At 75.1% G+C, this 18,160-nt stretch carries 18 protein-coding genes; 8 read left to right on the forward strand and 10 right to left on the reverse strand.

Features of this window, described 5'->3' with window-relative positions; genetic code table 11:
* Positions 1–7: 7 nt before the first annotated feature.
* The 3 genes from aroA to KPF47_RS29210 are packed head-to-tail and all read left to right on the forward strand — an operon-like array spanning position 8 to position 3,157.
* Positions 8–1,288, forward strand: coding sequence for a 3-phosphoshikimate 1-carboxyvinyltransferase (aroA, locus tag KPF47_RS29200; RefSeq protein ID WP_224392028.1), 1,281 nt, complete (start codon positions 8–10; stop codon positions 1,286–1,288).
* Between the two features lies 1 nt (position 1,289).
* Entirely contained in the window at positions 1,290–2,309 is a 1,020-nt protein-coding gene (rsgA, locus tag KPF47_RS29205; protein WP_224392029.1) for a ribosome small subunit-dependent GTPase A, read from the forward strand.
* Between the two features lie 29 nt (positions 2,310–2,338).
* On the forward strand, positions 2,339–3,157 hold the full coding sequence (locus tag KPF47_RS29210; RefSeq protein ID WP_224392030.1) for a hypothetical protein: 819 nt from the start codon (positions 2,339–2,341) through the stop codon (positions 3,155–3,157).
* 3 nt (positions 3,158–3,160) lie between these two features.
* On the opposite strand, the gene KPF47_RS29215 is transcribed toward KPF47_RS29210, so the two are convergent.
* Complete coding sequence (locus tag KPF47_RS29215) at positions 3,161–4,099, reverse strand: SMP-30/gluconolactonase/LRE family protein (protein WP_224392031.1); 939 nt, start codon at positions 4,097–4,099, stop codon at positions 3,161–3,163.
* Positions 4,100–4,131: 32 nt separating this feature from the next.
* Here KPF47_RS29215 and KPF47_RS29220 point away from each other — a divergent pair, with 32 nt between their 5' ends.
* A complete protein-coding gene (locus KPF47_RS29220; protein ID WP_224392032.1) occupies positions 4,132–4,938 on the forward strand; it encodes a crotonase/enoyl-CoA hydratase family protein in 807 nt (268 codons plus the stop codon).
* A 52-nt stretch (positions 4,939–4,990) separates the two neighbouring features.
* On the opposite strand, the gene KPF47_RS29225 is transcribed toward KPF47_RS29220, so the two are convergent.
* Both KPF47_RS29225 and KPF47_RS29230 read right to left on the reverse strand, forming a co-directional pair.
* Positions 4,991–5,497: a hypothetical protein gene (locus KPF47_RS29225; RefSeq protein ID WP_178376077.1), complete on the reverse strand. Its 507-nt coding sequence runs from the start codon at positions 5,495–5,497 to the stop codon at positions 4,991–4,993.
* 22 nt (positions 5,498–5,519) lie between these two features.
* Positions 5,520–6,956, reverse strand: a complete 1,437-nt coding sequence (locus KPF47_RS29230; RefSeq protein WP_224392033.1) for a wax ester/triacylglycerol synthase family O-acyltransferase — start codon at positions 6,954–6,956, stop codon at positions 5,520–5,522.
* Between KPF47_RS29230 and KPF47_RS29235 the strand changes: the two genes are divergently transcribed.
* Genes KPF47_RS29235 through KPF47_RS29245 form a run of 3 tightly spaced genes read left to right on the forward strand, consistent with a single transcriptional unit; the run spans position 6,955 to position 9,319 of the window.
* A complete protein-coding gene (locus KPF47_RS29235; RefSeq protein ID WP_224392034.1) occupies positions 6,955–7,749 on the forward strand; it encodes an RNA methyltransferase in 795 nt (264 codons plus the stop codon). The two genes, KPF47_RS29230 and KPF47_RS29235, sit on opposite strands and share 2 nt — an antisense overlap.
* Positions 7,750–7,768: 19 nt before the next feature.
* Positions 7,769–9,040: an alpha-hydroxy acid oxidase gene (locus tag KPF47_RS29240; protein WP_224392035.1), complete on the forward strand. Its 1,272-nt coding sequence runs from the start codon at positions 7,769–7,771 to the stop codon at positions 9,038–9,040.
* Positions 9,041–9,058: 18 nt separating this feature from the next.
* Entirely contained in the window at positions 9,059–9,319 is a 261-nt protein-coding gene (locus KPF47_RS29245) for an antitoxin (RefSeq protein ID WP_224392036.1), read from the forward strand.
* Positions 9,320–9,403: 84 nt separating this feature from the next.
* On the opposite strand, the gene KPF47_RS29250 is transcribed toward KPF47_RS29245, so the two are convergent.
* From KPF47_RS29250 to KPF47_RS29265, 4 genes are read right to left on the reverse strand one after another with little or no spacing between them, the layout of a single operon-like run.
* Complete coding sequence (locus KPF47_RS29250; RefSeq protein ID WP_224392037.1) at positions 9,404–9,826, reverse strand: HAD-IA family hydrolase; 423 nt, start codon at positions 9,824–9,826, stop codon at positions 9,404–9,406.
* Between the two features lie 18 nt (positions 9,827–9,844).
* The gene (locus KPF47_RS29255) at positions 9,845–10,609 is read right to left on the reverse strand and encodes an ABC transporter permease (protein ID WP_224392038.1); all 765 of its coding nucleotides are present in this window, start codon (positions 10,607–10,609) and stop codon (positions 9,845–9,847) included.
* Positions 10,606–11,592 (reverse strand): ABC transporter ATP-binding protein, encoded by a 987-nt coding sequence (locus KPF47_RS29260; protein ID WP_224392039.1) that lies wholly within the window; start codon positions 11,590–11,592, stop codon positions 10,606–10,608. Before KPF47_RS29260 ends, KPF47_RS29255 begins: the two co-directional genes overlap by 4 nt.
* 16 nt (positions 11,593–11,608) lie before the next feature.
* Positions 11,609–12,112: a MarR family winged helix-turn-helix transcriptional regulator gene (locus KPF47_RS29265; protein ID WP_224392040.1), complete on the reverse strand. Its 504-nt coding sequence runs from the start codon at positions 12,110–12,112 to the stop codon at positions 11,609–11,611.
* Positions 12,113–12,399: 287 nt separating this feature from the next.
* Here KPF47_RS29265 and KPF47_RS40495 point away from each other — a divergent pair, with 287 nt between their 5' ends.
* Positions 12,400–13,314 carry an Rv3235 family protein gene (locus KPF47_RS40495; protein WP_224392041.1) on the forward strand — a complete coding sequence of 305 codons (915 nt, stop codon included), beginning with the start codon at positions 12,400–12,402 and terminating at the stop codon, positions 13,312–13,314.
* 11 nt (positions 13,315–13,325) lie between these two features.
* Here KPF47_RS40495 and secA read toward each other — a convergent pair whose 3' ends face one another.
* The 3 genes from secA to KPF47_RS29285 form a co-directional block, all read right to left on the reverse strand.
* Positions 13,326–16,142: a preprotein translocase subunit SecA gene (gene secA / locus KPF47_RS29275; protein WP_224392042.1), complete on the reverse strand. Its 2,817-nt coding sequence runs from the start codon at positions 16,140–16,142 to the stop codon at positions 13,326–13,328.
* Positions 16,143–16,353: 211 nt separating this feature from the next.
* On the reverse strand, positions 16,354–17,013 hold the full coding sequence (gene hpf, locus KPF47_RS29280) for a ribosome hibernation-promoting factor, HPF/YfiA family (RefSeq protein WP_224392043.1): 660 nt from the start codon (positions 17,011–17,013) through the stop codon (positions 16,354–16,356).
* Between the two features lie 317 nt (positions 17,014–17,330).
* Entirely contained in the window at positions 17,331–18,143 is an 813-nt protein-coding gene (locus KPF47_RS29285; protein WP_224392044.1) for a ComF family protein, read from the reverse strand.
* Positions 18,144–18,160: the final 17 nt, after the last annotated feature.

An 18,160-nucleotide genomic window follows, 5' to 3' on the forward strand; every position in this document is an offset into this window, starting at 1 on the left:
TGGAGGCGTGAGCAACTGGACCGCCCCCACGCCCGGGTCGCCGGTGACCGGCACCGTCACCGTCCCCGGGTCGAAGTCGGTGACCAACCGCGCGCTGCTGCTCGCCGGCCTGTCCGGCGGCGACGTCCGGGTCGACGGCGCACCGCCCACCCGCGACACCGCCCTGATGACCGGCGCCCTGGCCTCGCTCGGTGTCCCGGTCGCCGCCGAGGGCGACACCGTGCGGATCGGTGCGCACGGCGGGCTGCGCGGGGGCACGGCGGCGTTCCCGGCCGAGGTCGACTGCGGGCTCGCCGGCACGGTGATGCGGTTCGTCCCGCCGGCCGCGGCGACCGCGACGGGTGCGGTCCGGTTCGACGGCGATCCGCGGGCCCGCGAGCGCCCGATGGGCACCGTGCTGGGCGCGCTGCGCGACCTCGGGGCGACGGTGTCCGGAGAGGCGCTGCCCTTCGTCCTCGACGGGGGCCCCGTCCGGGGCGGTGCGGTGACGATCGACGCGTCGGCGTCGTCGCAGTTCGTGTCCGGGCTGCTGCTGTCCGGGTCGCTGTTCGAGCGCGGCGTGACCGTGGTCCACGACGGGGAGCCGCTGCCGTCGCTGCCGCACATCGCGATGACGGTGGAGATGCTGCGCGCCGCCGGGGTGGTCGTCGACGACGGCGAGCCGAACCGCTGGCGGGTCGAGCCCGGCCCGGTCGCCGCGCGGGACTGGTCGGTCGAGCCGGACCTGTCGAACGCCTCGGTGTTCCTCGCCGCGGCCGTCGTGACCGGCGGGCGGGTCACCGTGCGCGGCTGGCCGGACAGGACCACCCAGCCCGGCGTCGACGTCCTGCCGGTGCTGGAGCAGTTCGGCGCCACGGTCACCCACACCGCCGACGGCCTCACCGTGGCCGGGCCGGACCGGCTCGCCGGTGTCGACGTCGACCTGCACGACGCGGGCGAGCTCGCCCCCACCGTCGCCGCGGTCGCCGCGCTGGCCTCGGGTACCTCGCGGCTGCGCGGGATCGGGCACCTGCGGGGTCACGAGACCGACCGGCTCGCCGCGCTCGCCACCGAGATCACCGCGCTCGGCGGCGCCGTCACCGAGACCGAGGACGGCCTGGTCATCGAACCGAAGCCGCTCACCGGACGGTCGGACCGGCCGTGGGGCGCCTACGCCGACCACCGGATGGCGACCGCGGGCGCGATCATCGGGCTGGTCGTGCCGGGCGTCGAGATCGACGACGTGGCCAGCACCGACAAGACCATCCCGGACTTCCCCGGGCGGTGGGCGGCGCTGGTCGGGAACTGACATGCCCCGCGACATCAGCAGGCTCGACGAGTCCGACGTCCGTGTCCGGCCCGGGCGGCGCGGCAGCCGTCCGCGCAGCAAGCGCCGGCCCGCCCACGCCGACGCGACCCGGGCGATGGTCACCGCCGTCGACCGGGGCCGCTGGACCTGCGCGGTCGACGCCGATCCCGGCCTCCCCCAGGTCGTGGCCATGCGGGCCCGCGAGCTGGGGCGCACACCGGTCGTCGTCGGCGACCGGGTGGACCTCGTCGGGGACCTGTCCGGCGAGCCGGACACCCTGGCCCGGATCGTGCGGGTCGCCGAGCGCGACACCGTGCTCCGCCGCACCGCCGACGACACCGACCCCTACGAGCGGATCGTCGTCGCGAACGCGCAGCGGCTGATCGTGGTCACCGCCGTCGCCGACCCGGTGCCCCGCAGCGGGTTCGTCGACCGGTGCCTGGTCGCGGCCTTCGCCGGCGGCCTGCAGCCGGTGCTGTGCCTCACCAAGTCCGACCTCGCCGACCCCGAGCCGTTCGCCGCGCAGTACCGCGAGCTCGGGGTGCCGGTGCTGGTGACCGGGCGTTCGGAGTCCGGACCGCCGTCCGGGCTCGACGCGCTGCGCGCGGAGCTGTCCGGGCGGCTGTGCGCGCTGGTCGGGCACTCCGGCGTCGGAAAGTCCACCCTGGTCAACGCGATCGTCCCGGCCGCGACCCAGGCCATCGGGCGGGTCTCGGGTGTCGGGAAGGGGCGGCACACGACCACCGCGGCGCTGGCGTTCCCGCACGCCGACGGCTGGGTCGTCGACACCCCGGGGGTGCGCTCGTTCGGGCTCGCGCACGTCGGCGCGGACGACGTCGTCGCCGCGTTCGGCGACCTCGCCGACGCGATCGAGAACTGCCCGCGCGGCTGCGGGCACCTCGGGCCGCCCGCCGACCCGGAGTGCGCACTGGACGACCTGGTCGCCTCCGGTGCCCTCGGAGGAGGCAGACTCGGGGCGCTGCGCCGTGTGCTGGTGGCGCTGGCGGGCGACAGGTTCTGACCACCACGACGACGGCCGGGGAGCGGGTAGTGCCGGGACGGCGTGCGACGACGCTGCTGCTGTGCGCGGCGGTGCTGGTGCCCGGGCTGTCCGGCTGCGCCTGGTCCGGCTCCTTCGGCGACACCCCCGGGCCTGCCGCCACCGCACCGGCGGCGCTGCCCAAGTACTACGACCCGGCCCCCCTGGTCACCGACGTCCGGGCGCGCACCCGGCTCGACGGCGGCTCGACGCTGTCGGTCGCGGGCACCCTGACCCGGGACGGCACCCCGGTCCCGGTGACCGGGGACGGTGCCCTGCGGGTCGACCAGGCCGGGGACGCGCCCGCGGTGCGGCTGCTGCTGCGCTCCGGGCCGTCGGGCACGGTCGCCCGCAGCACCGAGGTCATCCGGGTCGGCGGCCGCACCTGGCTGCGCCCCGGCGACGGCGGCTGGGGCGAGGCCGGGCGGGTACCGCTGCCCCCGGACCAGACGACCCACGCGACGCTCGCCGCGAACGTCGCCGCCGGCGTCGACCCGCTGGGGTCGGTGGCCCGCTACCCGGACGCGGTGCTCGTCGCCGACGCCGCCGACGACGCCGTCGACGGCACCCCGGCCGTGCACTACACGCTGGTCGTGGACCTGGTGCGGGCCGTCGCGAGCGAGACCGACCCGCCCCGCCGCGCCGCGCTGCAGGCCCAGCAGCAGGCCGGGCTGACCCGGCTGAGCGCCGAGATCTGGGTCGATGCCGAGCGCAGGCCGCTGCGCACCCGGGTCCGCCAGCAGATGCCCGACGGAGCCGCCCTGGACGTGCTGGTCCGCTACGACGGCTGGGGTGCCCCGATCACGATCGAGCCGCCGGTCCGCGGCTGAGCGTCACCGCCGGAACGCGAGGTCCAGACCGTCGACGGGCCAGGTGCAGCGGTAGAGCCGCCCCCGTCCGGACGAGGTGACCCACGCGTCGCGCGAGCCCGCACCGGCGAAGCAGATGTTGGTGACGTGCGGGTCGTGCTCGGGCGGCGCGACGGTGCCGAGCAGCTCCCCCGCCGGGGACAGCACGCTGACCTCGCCGGTCACCAGGGTGGCGACGCAGACGTTCCCGTCACCGTCGACGGCGAGCGAGTCGAGGTTGCGGTACCCGGCGAAGCCGTGCAGCAGCCGGGCGCCGCCGGGACCGGACGGGCCGGGCAGCTCCGGCGGCGTGCCGAGCTCGCCGGGGCCGGTGACCGCCCAGCACCAGACCCGGCCGGTGGCGGTCTCGGCGACGTAGAGCCGTGACCCGTCCGGGGACAGACCGACGCCGTTCGGGGTCATCAGCGGGTGCACGACCTCGGTGCGGGCCGAGCCGTCCGGGCGCGCGTGGTGGAGACCGCCGAGGTCGAGCTCCCGGGGGCGGCGCTTGCCGAGGTCGGTGAACCAGAACGTCCCGTCGGCGGCGAAGACGATGTCGTTCGGGCCCCGCAGACCGTCGTACAGCACGGAGGACTCCCCGGTCCCGGGGTCGACACGCAGGATCGCGCCGCCGCGGTAGTCCTCGGGCTGGTCACCGGGGAACACGGTGCCGTCGGGCCGGGTGTGCCAGGTGAACCCGCCGTTGTCGCAGACGTAGACCGCGCCGTCCGGGCCGATCGCGGCGCCGTTCGGCCCCCCGCCGGTCCCGGCGACGGTGACGTGGGTGCCGTCGGGCAGTACCCGGGTGAGCCGCCCGGCCGCGATCTCGACGACGAGCACCGACCCGTCGGACAGCGCGACCGGCCCCTCCGGGAACGCGAGCCCGCGGGTCACCTCGTGCAGCTGCGGCGCGACGAACGCCATACCGGCCTCCGATCCGGGTTACGGTCCGGTGCATGAGCGAGCGTGTCCGGACCACCGTGGACGACGGCGTCGCCGAGGTGCGGCTGACCCGCCCGGAGCGCCGCAACGCCCTCGACGTCGCCCAGTTCACCGCGATCGTGCACGCCGCCCACGCCCTGCGCGAGCGCACGGACGTCCGCGCCGTGGTGCTGTCGGCCGAGGGCCCGGATTTCTGTGCCGGGCTCGACCGGGACATGTTCCGCGCGATGGGCGCCGGCGAGCGGCTCTCCGCCACCGCGGAGCTGCCCGCGGTCCCCGACGGCTCGCCCGCCCACGCGACCGGCCAGCGCGCCGCGTACGCCTGGACCGAGCTCCCGGTGCCGGTGATCGCCGCCGTGCAGGGGCACGCGCTCGGCGGCGGTCTGCAGATCGCCCTGGGTACGGACCTGCGGATCGTCGCGCCGGACGCGACATTGTCGGTGCTGGAGATCGTGTGGGGGCTGGTCCCCGACATGGGTGGCACGCTGCTGCTGCCGGACCTGGTGGGACGCGACGTCGCCAGGGACCTGACGTTCACCGGGCGCACGGTGTCCGGCACCGAGGCCGGCGCGCTGGGGCTGGCGACCCGGACCGCCGAGGACCCGCGGGCCGCCGCGCTGGCCACCGCGCGCGAGATCGCCGCCCGCAGCCCGCACGCCGTCCGTGCGGCCAAGCGGCTGCTCGCGGCGACCCGGCCGCCCGCCGATCAGCTCGCCGCCGAGCAGGCCGAGATCGGCGCGCTCATCGCGAGCCCGAACCAGCGGGAGGCCGTCGCGGCGCGGCTGGAGCGACGGGCCCCGGTGTTCGACGACCCGGCCTGACGCCCCGGACCGTGCCGGGGTGTCCGGCACAGCCGCCCGGGGGTCGCGCGCCTCAGCCCAGCTCGACGAGGAACGGCAGCTCGGTGCCGTCGTACCAGGCCAGCTCGTGGTCCTCGGCCTCGCCGACGAGGAACTCGGCGTCCATGTCGCCCAGGTCCGCCTTGTCGACCGCGCCCGCGGCCTCGCGGACCGCGTGCTCGGCCTCGGGCAGGTCCACGTGCACGGCCGCGATCTTCGAGACCGGCACCGGGCCCGTCACCCGCACCGCGCCGTCGTCCAGGTCGGGGCGCAGGGTGACGTCGTCGGTGTCGGCGGACACCACGACCCGGCGGGCGGGGGTGTCGTCCTCGCCCAGCCCGAACTCGACCGCCAGCAGCCGCAGCGACGCCCGCGCCGCCTCGTTCATCGCGGCGTACTCGAGCTCCTCGTCGTCGCCCGCGGTGTAGGACTCGCGCAGCTTCGGGGTGAGCGCGAACGCGGTACCGCCCAGCGGCTCGAAGTTCCCGGTCTTCACGGTGCGGGCCAGCATCGGCCAGGTCGCGGGGAGGTAGATCCTCAACGGTCCTCTCCTCTGACGGGGCTCACCCCGTCTGTCGCAGTGTCTCGAGCAGCTCCTCGAGCGACTCGCCCACCATCCCGGCGAGCACGTCCAGGTCGCCCATGGCGTCCCTGTCCCCGTTCAGCCCGTAGTAGATACCACCGTCGTAGCTGGTCAGACCGATGGAGACGGCCTGCCCCTTCGCCAGCGGGACCACCGGGAACATCTCCAGCATCCGCGCCCCGGCCGCGTAGAGGGGGAACTGCGGGCCGGGGACGTTGGTCACGACCAGGTTGAAGAAGTGCCGCGCCATCCCGTTCGCGGCGCGGGCCCCGACGGCGTGCAGGGTCGGCGGGGCGAACCCGCCGATCCGGACCAGGGTGTCGGCGCCGACGGCGTCACCGGTGTCGGTGTGCTCGCGCATCTGGTGGGTGACCTGGTGCAGGCGCACCAGCGGGCTCGGCTCGCCGACCGGCAGGTCCACCAGGAACGACGCGACCCGGTTCCCGAGCGACCCACCGGTCGCCGAGCTCGGCACGTCGCCCTCGCCGCGCACCGACAACGGGACCAGTGCCCGCACCGCCGACGAGCCGGCGACCGGCTCGCCGCGCGACATCAGCCAGGTCCGCAGGGCACCCGCGATGACGGCGAGCACCACGTCGTTGACGTCGCAGCCGTAGGCGGCGCGGACCGCGCGGTAGTCCTCCAGGTCGGTGCGGGCCATCGCGAACCGGCGCTGGGTGGAGATCTCGGCGTTCAGCGGCAGCCCGGGCGCCCGGCGGCCCGCGGTGCGCGCCATGGTCAGCACCTTGCCCGCGGCGCCCGCGAGCTTGCCGACGGTGGCCAGCGCGTCGCCCGCGGCGACCCGGACGTTGTCCACGATCTCGGTGGGGCGCGTCACGGCCTCGGAGATCGCGTCGAGGACCAGCTGGCCGTCGGTCGGCTCCGGGCGCGGCATCCACAGCTCGTCCGGGGTGGCCCGCGGCTCGGCGGAGACGTCCAGGATGACCTGGCCGATGTCGATCGCGGAGATGCCGTCGACCATCGCCTGGTGGGTCTTGGTGAGGATGGCGACCCGGCCGGCGCCACCGTCCCCGGCGGGGGCGAGGCCCTCGATGAGGTACATCTCCCACAGCGGGCGGGTGTGGTCCAGCGGGCGGGACATCAGCCGCCCGACCAGGTCGGTCAGCTGGTCCTCGCTGCCCGGACGGGGTAGCGCGGAGCGGCGCACGTGGTAGGCGATGTCGAACTCGGGGTCGTCGACCCACACCGGACGGGCGAGGTTGGCCGGGACGTGGCGCACCTTCTGCCGGTAGCGCGGCACCAGGGCGATGCGCTGCTCGATCAGCTCGACGAGGCGGTCGTAGTCGAAGCCGTCGCCCGCGCGGTCGAACACGGCGACCCCGCCGACGTGCATCGGTGTGGTCGCCTCCTCCAGGTACAGGAAGGACGCGTCGAGTGCGGAGAGCCGGGACGGCATGGTCGCGATCCTACGTGCGACGCTTCCGTGCGTGAGCGACGCACGTGCGGTCTCCCCGAAGGACCGGTTCATCACCGTCTACGGCCGCAAACCGGTCCTGGAGGCGCTGGCCGACCCCGGCCTGGAGGTCGACAAGGTCGTGCTCGCCGACTCGGTGCGCGGCGGGGGCGAACGCGAGATCACCGCGGCCGCCCGTGACCGCGGTGTGCCGGTGCAGCGCGCGACCGCGCAGCGGGTGAAGGTGCTCGCCGGCAACGGCCGCCACGACCAGGGCGTGCTGGCCGACGTCGTCGCGCCGCGGATGTCGCCGCTGGAGCACTTCCTGTCCGACCTGGGCAGCCGCCGTCCGGGGTCGGTGCTGGTGCTCGACGCCGTCACCAACCCGTCGAACGTGGGGATGATCCTGCGCAGCGCGACCGCCGCCGGGCTCGACGGTGTGCTGCTGCCCCGGCGGGGGGTGCCCGCCATCGACCCGCTGGTGATCAAGGCCTCGGCCGGGGTCGCGTTCGCCGCGCCGGTGCTGCGCTGCGCCACGGCCGCCGAGGGGGTCGACCTCATGCACGCGGCCGGGTTCGGCGTGTTCGGCCTCGACGCCGGCGGCGACTCGCTGCTGGAGGCGGAGCTGCCCGCCCGGGTCGCGCTGGTGCTGGGCAACGAGACCGACGGGCTGAGCGAGGACGTCCGGGCCCGCCTCGACGGGATCCTGTCGCTGCCGATGTTCGGCGGTGTCGAGTCGCTCAACGTCGCCTCCGCCGGGGCGGTCGCCGCCTACGAGCTGCTGCGACGGCGCTGACCCGCCTACCCTCGGACGGATGGTGCGCCGTCGCATTCCCCGCCCGTCCGAGCTCGCGCCGCTGCTGCGGCCCGCCCCGTTCACGCTGGACCGCACGGCGGCCGCGCTCGCCCGCGCCTCGAGCATCGGGGACCTGCGCCTGCTGGCGCGACGGCGGGCCCCGCGGGCGGTGTTCGACTACACCGACGGGGCCGCCGAGGACGAGGTGAGCCTGCGCCGGGCCCGTGAGGTGTGGGCGTCGGTGGAGTTCACCCCGACCGTGCTCACCGACGTGTCCCGGGTGGACACCGGCAGCGACGTCCTCGGCGGCCGCTCGTCGCTGCCGTTCGCGCTGGCCCCCACCGGTTTCACGCGGATGATGCACACCGAGGGCGAGCGCGCGGTCGCCGCGGTCGCCGCCCGGGCCGGGATCCCCTACGCACTCTCGACGATGGGCTCGACGACGATCGAGGGCGTCGCCGAGGCCGGTCGTGGCGGGCGGCACTGGTTCCAGCTCTACCTGTGGCGCGACCGCTCGGTCGCCCACGAGCTCGTCTCCCGGGCGCGCGAGTCCGGCTACGACACCCTGATGCTCACCGTGGACACGCCGGTCGGCGGCAACCGGCGCCGCGACGTCCGCAACGGCCTGTCCATCCCGCCCGCGCTGTCGCTGCGGACCGTCGTCGACGGGGCCCGGCACCCGCGCTGGTGGTTCGACCTGCTCACCACCGAGCCGCTGACGTTCGAGTCGCTCGCCGCGGGCGGCGGGAGCCCCTACGAGGTGATCAACCGGGTCTTCGACCCGAAGCTGACCCTCGACGACGTGGCCTGGCTGCGCGCGGAATGGCCCGGGAAGCTCGTGGTCAAGGGCGTCCAGTCGGTCACCGACGCCCGCCGGGTCGCCGACGCGGGCGCCGACGGTGTGCTGCTGTCCAACCACGGCGGTCGCCAGCTCGACCGCGCCCCGGTCCCGGCGGAGCTCGTCGAGCCGGTCGTGCAGGAGCTCGGTGACGACGCCGAGGTCCTGGTGGACACCGGGATCACCCACGGCGGCGACGTCGTCGCGGCGGTCGCGCTCGGCGCCCGCGCCGCGCTGGTGGGCCGCGCCTACCTGTACGGGCTGATGGCCGGCGGGGAGGCCGGGGTGGCGCGCGCGGTGGAGATCCTGCGGGCCGAGGTGGAACGCACGATGCAGCTGCTCGGCGTCACCCGGGTGGACGACCTCCGCCCGGAGCACGCCCGGCTCCGCTCGTCGACCGGCGGCCATCATCACCCGAACGAGCGACGACCCGACACTGCGCCCCGGCGCTGACGGCGCCACGATGGGCCCATGGGTTTCCTGGACAAGGCCAAGGAACTGCTCGGCCAGCACGACGACAAGGTCGACCAGGCGCTGAACAAGGCCGGTGACGCGGCGAAGCAGAAGTACGCCGGTCACGACGGCCAGATCGACGCCGCGACGAAGTTCGCCCGGGAGCGGACCGGCACCGGTGACTCCACCGCGCCGGCGCCCGGTCAGCCGGGTCCGGACGGGCAGGCGCCGCCGCCGCCCGCGCCGGGCGAGGCCCCGCCGCCGCCCCCGCAGCAGTAGGAGTACGACCAGGCACCACCGGCCCGGATCTCCCGGGCCGCCCACGAGGCGCCGTCCGCACGCAGCGGGCGGCGCCTCCGCACGTCACGGGCCGCGCGGGCCCGGCTCCCGCGCCGGCACCCCGAGCAGCACCTCCAGCTCGGCGAGCGTCGGCCCGGCGACGGTGTGGTGCACCCCGACCGCGCCCGCCGCGGCCGCGCCGCGCACGCAGGCCCCGAGGTCGTCGACGACCACGCAGTCCGCTGCGGGCAGCCCCAGCTCCGCCGCCGCGGCGGCGAAGGCGTCCGGGCTGGGCTTGCGGGCACCGCGTACCGCACCGAGCAGCACCGTCCCGAACGCCGCGGCGACGTCGTCGGGCACCGCGTGCGCACCGGAGAACAGCGCGGTGCGCACGCCCGCGGCCGCGGCGCGGCGGGCGTAGCCGAGCAGCAGCGCACCGTCGGCCGGGTCGTCGAGGACGCCGCCGTAGTCGACGATGAGGCCGCGCAGGGTCCGGGATCCGGTCACCGCAGCGACGCTATCGGCTCAGTCCAGTGCCCGGCGCAGGAATCCGCGGATCCCGAGCAGCGTGAACAGCACGATCGCCGCGACCGGGACGAGCACGCACACCCACAACGGGATGTGCGGGACCTGCGGCACCAGCGAGGCGCGGATCCCCTCGCTGACGTAGGTCAGCGGGTTGACCGCCGACAGCACCTGGAACCAGCGCAGGTCGGCCAGCGTGAGCCACGGGTACTGCACGGAGCCGGTGAACAGCAACGGCGTGAAGATCACCGCGAACAGGATGTTGATCCGCCGCGGCGGTACCGCGGTGCCGATGGTGAGTCCCATCGCCGCCCCGAGCAGGCTCCCGAGCACCACCATCAGCAGCGCGGGCGCGAGCCCCTCGGCCGGCCACCGGATGTCGATCATCAGGACGCCGATCGGCACCATCAGCAGGCTGGCGAGCAGGCCGCGCAGCCCCGCGAAGACGATCTTCTCGACGGCGACGGCCCACACCGGCATCGGCGCGAGCAGCCGGTCGTCGATCTCCCGGGTCCAGGACAGCTCGAACACCAGCGGGAGCGTGACCGCCTGCAGGGCGCCGAACACCGCGTTCAGCGCGATCAGGCCGGGCAGCATGATCTGGCCGTACTCGGGTGCGACGAACCCGCCCCGGCCGAGGACCACGACGAACACCAGCAGGAAGAAGAACGGCTGCACCAGCGTCTGGACGAGGAACGACGGCAGCTCCCGGCCGGTGACGAACAGGTCCCGGCGCAGCACGGCCAGGAAGGCGCGCCCGGTCATCGCAGGTCCCTGCCCGTCAGGTCGATGAACACGTCCTCCAGCGTCGCCTGCCCCAGGCTGACGTCGCGCACGGTGGCACCGTGCCGCCCGAGCAGCTCGACCGCCGGAGCCAGCAGTGTCGCGGGCTCCGTCGTGACCGAGAGCCGGAACGCCGACGCGGTGCCGTTCCCGTCCGGACCGCGTCCCGGCGGGGTCTCGGCGCGGGCGACCCCGCCCAGCCCGGCCAGTGCCGCCCGCAGCGCCTCGGCGGCGCCGGGCCCGTGGTCGGCGACGATCTCGACGGTCGCGCTGCCGGGCAGCGACCGGACCAGGGCGTCCGGGGTGTCCAGTGCCAGCAGCGTCCCGTGGTCGACGATGCCGATCCGGTCCGACAGCTTGTGCGCCTCGTCCATGTCGTGGGTGGTCAGCACGACGGTCACACCCTCGTCGCGCAGCCCGCGGATCTGGTCGTGGACGAACAGCCTGGCCTGCGGGTCCAGGCCGGTGGAGGGCTCGTCGAGGAACAGCACCTCGGGCCGGTGCATCAGCCCGCGCGCGATCATCACGCGCTGGGCCTGGCCGCCGGACAGGTCGTCGGCGACGGCCTTCGCCTTGTCGGTCAGACCCATCCGCTCCAGCAGCTCGTCGGCGCGGCGGTTCCGCTCGGCCCGGCCGACACCGTGGTAGGCGGCGTGGAAGACCAGGTTGTCGCGGACGCCGAGGGACCGGTCCAGGTTCTGGCGCTGCGGGACGACGGCGAGCTTCGCGCAGACGGCGACGGCGTCGGTGCGCACGTCGAGCCCGGCCACCCGGGCGGTGCCCGAGGTCGGCACCACACGGGTGGTGAGCACGCCCACGGTCGTGGTCTTCCCGGCGCCGTTGGGCCCGAGCAGCCCGAACACCTCGCCCTCGGCCACCGTGAACGACAGCCCGTCCACCGCGTTGCCGGTCGCCTTCGGGTACCGCTTCACCAGGTCGACCACCTCGACCGCGGTCCGTCCCATCGTCCTCCCCCGCCCGTCATCGCTCGTGGGACCGATCCTGCTCCAGGTCGACGATCACCGCGAGCAGATAGCCGCGGACCGCGTCGTCGAGCCCCGGCGGTGGTTCCCGGAGCCACGGTCCGCGCCCGTCCGGGCGGGCGGCACGCCACCGGGCCCGTCCGGCGTCGGTGAGCCCGACGAGCCGGACCCTGCGGTCGGCGCGGTCGCCGCGGCGGGTCACCAGTCCCGCCGTCTCCAGCGCGTCGACGACCGGGGTCAGGCTGGTCGGGGCGACCCGGACCCGGGCGGCCAGCTCACGCTGGGCCAGCCGGCCGCGCCGGGCGAGCACGTCCAGGACGGCGAACCCGGTGACGCCGAGGCCGTGGCCGCCGGTGCGCCGGCGGCGCTCGGCGAGCACCGCGGAGCCGGCCCGGACGACGAGGTCGGCCAGCGACTCCGCCGGGTCCTCCGCGGGGTCGGGGGCAGGGACGAGGCGTGCCGGGGTGAGGTCGATCGGCCCCGGTGGGTGGGGTGCGGGCATCGCGGGAGGGTAGGACGGGCGCGGGACCGGCGGGGGCGGTCGGACGGGACCGGTCGCGTTCGCGAACACCGGCGACCACCGGTCTCGCGGCCGGACGCCACCGCCGCGGGGGGCGATGCCGGTCTCCCCCTGCTCGGTGGGGCCGGATCCTGCAGAGCCGGGACGGTGTGCAGCCGGACCATGTGCAGCCGGACCATGTGCAGCCGGACGGTGCGGAACCGGACGGTGCGGTCTCGGATCCGGGCCGGTCACCGTCGCGGCGGTGAGACGCACCACAGGCTGGAGCCGTGACCACGACGACCACCGACACCGCTCCGGGAGCCGGCTCCGGCGGGTGGACCGACGACGCCCCGCACACCGCGCCGGCGGCTTCCCCCCGACCGGCTCGGCAGGGCCGGACCCCTCCGGTGCCGGCCACCGGCGGCCCTCCCCGGCCCGCGTCGTCGCACGGTGCCGCGCCGCAGCACACCGGGGGCGGTGCCGCGGCGGCACCCGGCGCCCCGGTCCCGTCGGCGGGAAGCGGATCCGTCGCCGTCGCCGGGGCCGTCGGCACGGACCCACCCCCTGGTCCGACGACGCTGTGGGCACGCACCCCCGACGACGTGCCCGACCTGCTCGCGCCCGGGGTCGTCGTCGTGCTGCCGGGCGGGTTCCGCCTGTCCTCCGGGGCCGCCCCCGCGCCACGCGGGCCGGTGCCCGCCGGACCGGCGCCGACGGTGCCCGAGGACGTCTCCCCGGCCGAGGTCGCACGGGTCCGGGCACCGGCCGCGGAGATCGTCCGGCTGCTGACCGAGGTGCTGGCCGGGCGCCGTCCCCCGGACGGGGTCGCCGCCGTGACCACCCCGGCGGTGCGGCGCTACCTGTCCGCCACCCGGTTCGTGCTCTCGACCGGTCCGCGCGGCCGGGCAGGACCCGGCGGGCGGGTGGCCGCACCCGGCTGCGGGGGTCCGACCGCCAGGGCCGGCACGGGCAGCAGGGGCGGCACGGCCGGCAGGGCCGGCACGGGCGGCACGGGCGGCACGGGCGGCACGGGCGGCACCGTCGTGCGTCGGGCTCCGCGGGTGCACGTCGGGCTACCGCGGCCGGATGCGGCGGAGGTCTGCGCGACCGTCACCGTCGCCGGCCGAGCCCGTGCCCTCGCACTGCGGCTGGACCGCACACCGGGCGGCCGGTGGATCACCACCGCCGCCCGGCTCGTGTGAGGTCGCCCGGCTCAGCGCCGCCGGCGGGCCTTCTCCGCCCGCCGCCGCTCGGCGCGGTTGACACCGTCGTCGCCGTTCGGGGAGGCCCCGTTGCCGCGGGCCGGCACCTGGTGGCGACCGGTGCGCCCGGCGCCCGGGGTGCCCTCGCCGCGACGCGCGACCCCGCCGTCCTCACCCGGGCCGCTGTACTGCAGGTTCTGCGGCGGGCTGGTGCGGAACAGGTTCGGCAGGACGACCGTGGACTCGGCGGGGTCCTCGGCCGGGACCCGCCGCACGACCGGGATCTCGGTCGTCTCCGGCTCGGCCTCCTGGACGGGGGCGGCCGGCTGCTGCACCTGGACGACGACGTTGAACAGGTGCCCGATCGTCTCCTCCTTGATGCCCTCGAGCATCGCGGCGAACATGTCGAAGCCCTCGCGCTGGTACTCGATCACCGGGTCGCGCTGGGCCATCGCCCGCAGCCCGATGCCCTCCTTGAGGTAGTCCATCTCGTAGAGGTGCTCGCGCCACTTGCGGTCGATGACCTGCATCAGGACCTGGCGCTCGAGCTCGCGCATGCCGCCCTGCGGGCCGATGAGCGCGTCGATCTCGGCCTCGCGCCGGGCGTAGGCCGCCTCGGCGTCGGCGAGGATCACCCGCTCGAGCTCCTCGGCGGAGAGGTCGTCCACGTCCTCGACGACGGTGCGCCAGTCGAGCGTGATCGGGTACAGACCCTTGACCGCCGTCCAGAGCTTCTCCAGGTCCCAGTCCTCGGAGTAGCCCTCGGCGGTGGCCCCGACGACGTAGGCGTGGATCACGTCCTCGAGCATGTTGCGGGTCTGGCGCTGCACGTCCTCGCCGTCGAGGACCCGGCGACGCTCGTCGTAGATGACCTTGCGCTGCTGGTTGAGGACCTCGTCGTACTTGAGGACGTTCTTGCGGATCTCGAAGTTCTGCTGCTCGACCTGGGTCTGCGCGCTGCGGATCGCGCGGGTGACCATCCCCGCCTCGATCGGCACGTCGTCCGGCAGGTTGAACCGGTTCATGATCGATTCGACGACCTGGCCGTTGAACCGGCGCATCAGCTCGTCACCCAGGGACAGGTAGAAGCGCGACTCGCCCGGGTCGCCCTGACGGCCGGACCGGCCGCGCAGCTGGTTGTCGATGCGGCGCGACTCGTGGCGCTCGGTGCCGAGCACGTAGAGCCCGCCTGCGGCGCGGACCTCGTCGGCCTCGGCCTTCACCTGCTTGCGCATGCGGTCGAGCACGGCGTCCCACGCGGCCTCGTACTGCTCGCGGGTCTCGACCGGGTCCAGGCCCTGGCTGCGCAGCTCGAGGTCGGCGAGGAACTCGGGGTTGCCGCCGAGCATGATGTCGGTACCGCGACCGGCCATGTTCGTGGCGACGGTGACGGCGCCCGCGTGCCCGGCCTGGGCGATGATCTGCGCCTCGCGCGCGTGGTTCTTGGCGTTGAGGACCTCGTGCGGCACGCCGCGGCGCAACAGCAGCTTCGCCAGGTACTCGGACTTCTCGACACTCGTCGTGCCGATCAGGACCGGCTGGCCCTTCTCGTGCTTCTCGGCGATGTCGTCGGCGACCGCCTCGAACTTCGCGGGCTCGGTCTTGTAGATCAGGTCGGCCTGGTCGGCACGCACCCGCGGCCGGTTCGGCGGGATCGAGACGACCGACATCTTGTAGATCTCGTGGAGCTCGGCGGCCTCGGTCTGGGCCGTACCGGTCATGCCGGCGAGTTTGTCGTAGAGCCGGAAGAAGTTCTGCAGCGTGATCGTCGCCAGGGTCTGGTTCTCCGGCTTGATCTCGACGCCTTCCTTGGCCTCGATCGCCTGGTGCATGCCCTCGTTGTAGCGACGGCCGGACAGCACGCGGCCGGTGAACTCGTCGACGATCAGGACCTCACCGTCGTTGACGATGTAGTCCTTGTCCTTCTTGAACAGCTCCTTGGCCTTGACCGCGTTGTTGAGGTAGCCGACCAGCGGGGTGTTCGCGGACTCGTAGAGGTTGTCGATGCCGAGCTGGTCCTCGATCAGCGCGACACCCTCCTCGGTGATGCCGACGGTGCGCTTGCGCTCGTCGACCTCGTAGTGGATGTCCTTGGACAGCATCGGCGCGAGCCGCGCGAACTCCTGGTACCAGCGGGCGCTCTGCTCGGCCGGGCCGGAGATGATCAGCGGGGTGCGGGCCTCGTCGATGAGGATCGAGTCCGCCTCGTCGACGATGGCGAAGTTGTGCCCGCGCTGGACCATGTCGGCGGTGTTCCACGCCATGTTGTCGCGCAGGTAGTCGAAGCCGAACTCGTTGTTCGTGCCGTAGGTGACGTCGCAGGCGTACTGCTCGCGGCGCTGCGCCGGGGTCATCTCCGACAGGATCACGCCGACGGTGAGCCCCAGCCAGCGGTGGATGCGGCCCATGGTCTCGGAGTCGCGCTTGGCGAGGTAGTCGTTCGTGGTGACGACGTGCACGCCGTCACCGGGCAGCGCGTTGAGGTAGACCGCCAGCGTCGAGGTCAGGGTCTTGCCCTCACCGGTGCCCATCTCGGACACGTTGCCCATGTGCAGGGAGCCGGCGCCCATCAGCTGCACGGTGAACGGTCGCTGGCCCAGCGTGCGCTGCGCGGCCTCGCGGACCGTGGCGAAGGCCTCGGGCAGCAGGTCGTCGAGGGACTCGCCGGCGGCGTGGCGACGACGGAACTCGTCGGTCTTGGCGCGCAGCTGCGTGTCGGTGAGGCCCTCGAACTCGGGCTCCAGTCCGTCGATGTGCGCGGCGATCTTCGCGAGCCGCTTCACCAGCTTGGTCTCGCCGGCCCGGAGGAGTCGACTCAGGAAGGGCACTGCCGACCTCATTCACGTCGCGGTCAGGACACGGGGCCTGCCACCACGGTCTCCGCGCCGCGACCCCGTGCCACGGGCGGCACCGCCACGGCACCGGCGCCGCACGGCGGGCCGACCCCGTCGTCCATGGTACGGGCACCGGCGACGACGGTCCGCGCCGCGGCGGGGAGGCGACCCCCGCCGCGGTGCGGGCACCGTCGGGCGCGGGCGGTCAGCCGTCGAGCCGGATCACGCCGTAGTCGTAGCCGCGGCGGCGGTAGACGACCGAGGCGCGGCCGGTCTCGCTGCAGGAGAACATGTAGAAGTCGTGGCCGACGAGCTCCATCCGGGACAGCGCCTCGTCGACGCTCATCGGCGTGGCCGGGTGGGACTTCTCGCGGACGATGCGGCCGGGCCGGTACTCGGCCTCCCACTGCTCCTCGAGGCGGGCCAGCTCGTCGTCGGTCAGGGACTCGTCGTGGCCGCGCGGTGCGGGGATGGTGTCGGTGACGGGCGGGGCATGCTCCATCAGCGCGACGGCCGAGGCCTCGGCGGCGGCGCGCGAGGCGGCGACGCGGTCGCGCCGGCTGGGCTTGCGGCGGTCGTGGGAGCGACGGAGCCGTTCGGCGAGCTTGCCGACGGCCGTGTCGAGCGCGGCGTAGAAGTCGGCGGCGGAGGCCTCGGCCCTGGCGACGGCTCCGCAGCCGCCCCGCCCGGTGATCTCGACGCGCTGGCAGGACTTCTGCTGACGGCGGTTCGGCTCGTGGAAGAGCTCCACCTCCATTCCGACGATCTTGTGGTCGTGGCGCTCCAGGCGGCTGAGCTTGTCCTGGACCAGGCCACGGAAGTGCTCCGGCACCTCGACGTTCCGGCCGGTGACGACGATCTCCACTCGAACATCCCTCGCTTCAGTCGTGCTGAACCCGGGACCCGACGACGGCCCCGGGGGGTGGGCTCGCGGTCGTTCCTCCTGATGTGGTAGCGGTCGGAGTTCAGCCGACGTTATCGGGAAATCCGCCTCCGTGACAGGTCGTTCGCCGACCCGTCGGGAGGACACCCCGGTGCCGTCGGACGCGGTGGGCGACGACCCCGCGGCACCCGGGTGACCCACACCCCGGCGGCGGCGCACTCACCTCCGGATCGCCCCGGACGCGCCCACTGTGGACGCCGCCCCACCCCCCGCAGGCAGGCCCACCTGTGTGACCGGAATCACATTGCACCGCGGTGCGGAGCCCTCCGGGCGGAGGCGTCGGCCAGCACCACGGCCCCGACCGCGGGCACCCCGGCTCCGGCGAGCACCGCTGCGCAGGCACGCAGCGTCGCCCCGGAGGTCACGACGTCGTCCACCAGCAGCACCGCCTCCCCCGGTGCCGCCGGGGCCGGCGCGCGGCCGTGCGCCGGGTACAGCGCCGAGGCCAGGTTCGCCGCCCGCCCGGCGCCGTCGAGCCCGACCGAGTCCCGGGCACGGCGGTGCAGGGCCAGGGCCGGGTCGGTGCGGGCCGGGAGCCCGGCCGCGGTGAGCAGCGGTGCCAGCGCCCGGCACAGCCGCACCATGTGGTCGCCCCCGCGCACCCGGGCCGCCGACGGCCGGGACGGAGCGGGCACCAGACGCACCGCGACCGGGTCCGGCGCGCCGTCGGACCGCCGGGTGAACACCACCGCCACCGGGTCGACGAGCAGGCCCGCCAGGTCCGGGGCCAGGTCGCGCCGGCCGCGCTCCTTGTAGGCCAGCACGGCGCGGCGCAGCGGCCCGCGGTAGCGCCCGGCCGCCGCCACCCGCCCGACACCGGGCACCCGGACCGGCAGCGGGCCCGCGGTGTCCTGTGCGCAGGCCGGGCACCAGCCCCCGCCTCCGGGCGGCCCGGCACCGCAGCCACCGCAGGTCCGGGGCAGGAGCAGGTCCAGCAGGGCGGCGGCCGGGGACAGGGCGCGGGTGGCGGTCACGGCACCGATCCTCGCCCCGCGCACCGCCGACGACGGCCCGGCCGAGCCCGCACGGCGCCGGTTGTCCACAACCACCACGGGTTGTCCACAGGTCG

Origin of the sequence: Pseudonocardia sp. ICBG1293 (assembly GCF_020131355.1) — a bacterium.
Lineage (GTDB): Bacteria > Actinomycetota > Actinomycetes > Mycobacteriales > Pseudonocardiaceae > Pseudonocardia.

Excerpts from the sequence above, each read along its gene's own strand:
- rsgA (WP_224392029.1), top strand. The coding sequence starts at position 1,290 with ATGCCCCGCGACATCAGCAGGCTCGACGAGTCCGACGTCCGTGTCCGG.
- KPF47_RS29215 (WP_224392031.1), bottom strand. The coding sequence starts at position 4,099 with ATGGCGTTCGTCGCGCCGCAGCTGCACGAGGTGACCCGCGGGCTCGCG.
- KPF47_RS29220 (WP_224392032.1), top strand. The coding sequence starts at position 4,132 with ATGAGCGAGCGTGTCCGGACCACCGTGGACGACGGCGTCGCCGAGGTG.
- KPF47_RS29235 (WP_224392034.1), top strand. The coding sequence starts at position 6,955 with ATGGTCGCGATCCTACGTGCGACGCTTCCGTGCGTGAGCGACGCACGT.
- KPF47_RS29230 (WP_224392033.1), bottom strand. The coding sequence starts at position 6,956 with ATGCCGTCCCGGCTCTCCGCACTCGACGCGTCCTTCCTGTACCTGGAG.
- KPF47_RS29240 (WP_224392035.1), top strand. The coding sequence starts at position 7,769 with ATGGTGCGCCGTCGCATTCCCCGCCCGTCCGAGCTCGCGCCGCTGCTG.
- KPF47_RS29245 (WP_224392036.1), top strand. The coding sequence starts at position 9,059 with ATGGGTTTCCTGGACAAGGCCAAGGAACTGCTCGGCCAGCACGACGAC.
- KPF47_RS29255 (WP_224392038.1), bottom strand. The coding sequence starts at position 10,609 with ATGACCGGGCGCGCCTTCCTGGCCGTGCTGCGCCGGGACCTGTTCGTC.
- KPF47_RS29260 (WP_224392039.1), bottom strand. The coding sequence starts at position 11,592 with ATGGGACGGACCGCGGTCGAGGTGGTCGACCTGGTGAAGCGGTACCCG.
- KPF47_RS29265 (WP_224392040.1), bottom strand. The coding sequence starts at position 12,112 with ATGCCCGCACCCCACCCACCGGGGCCGATCGACCTCACCCCGGCACGC.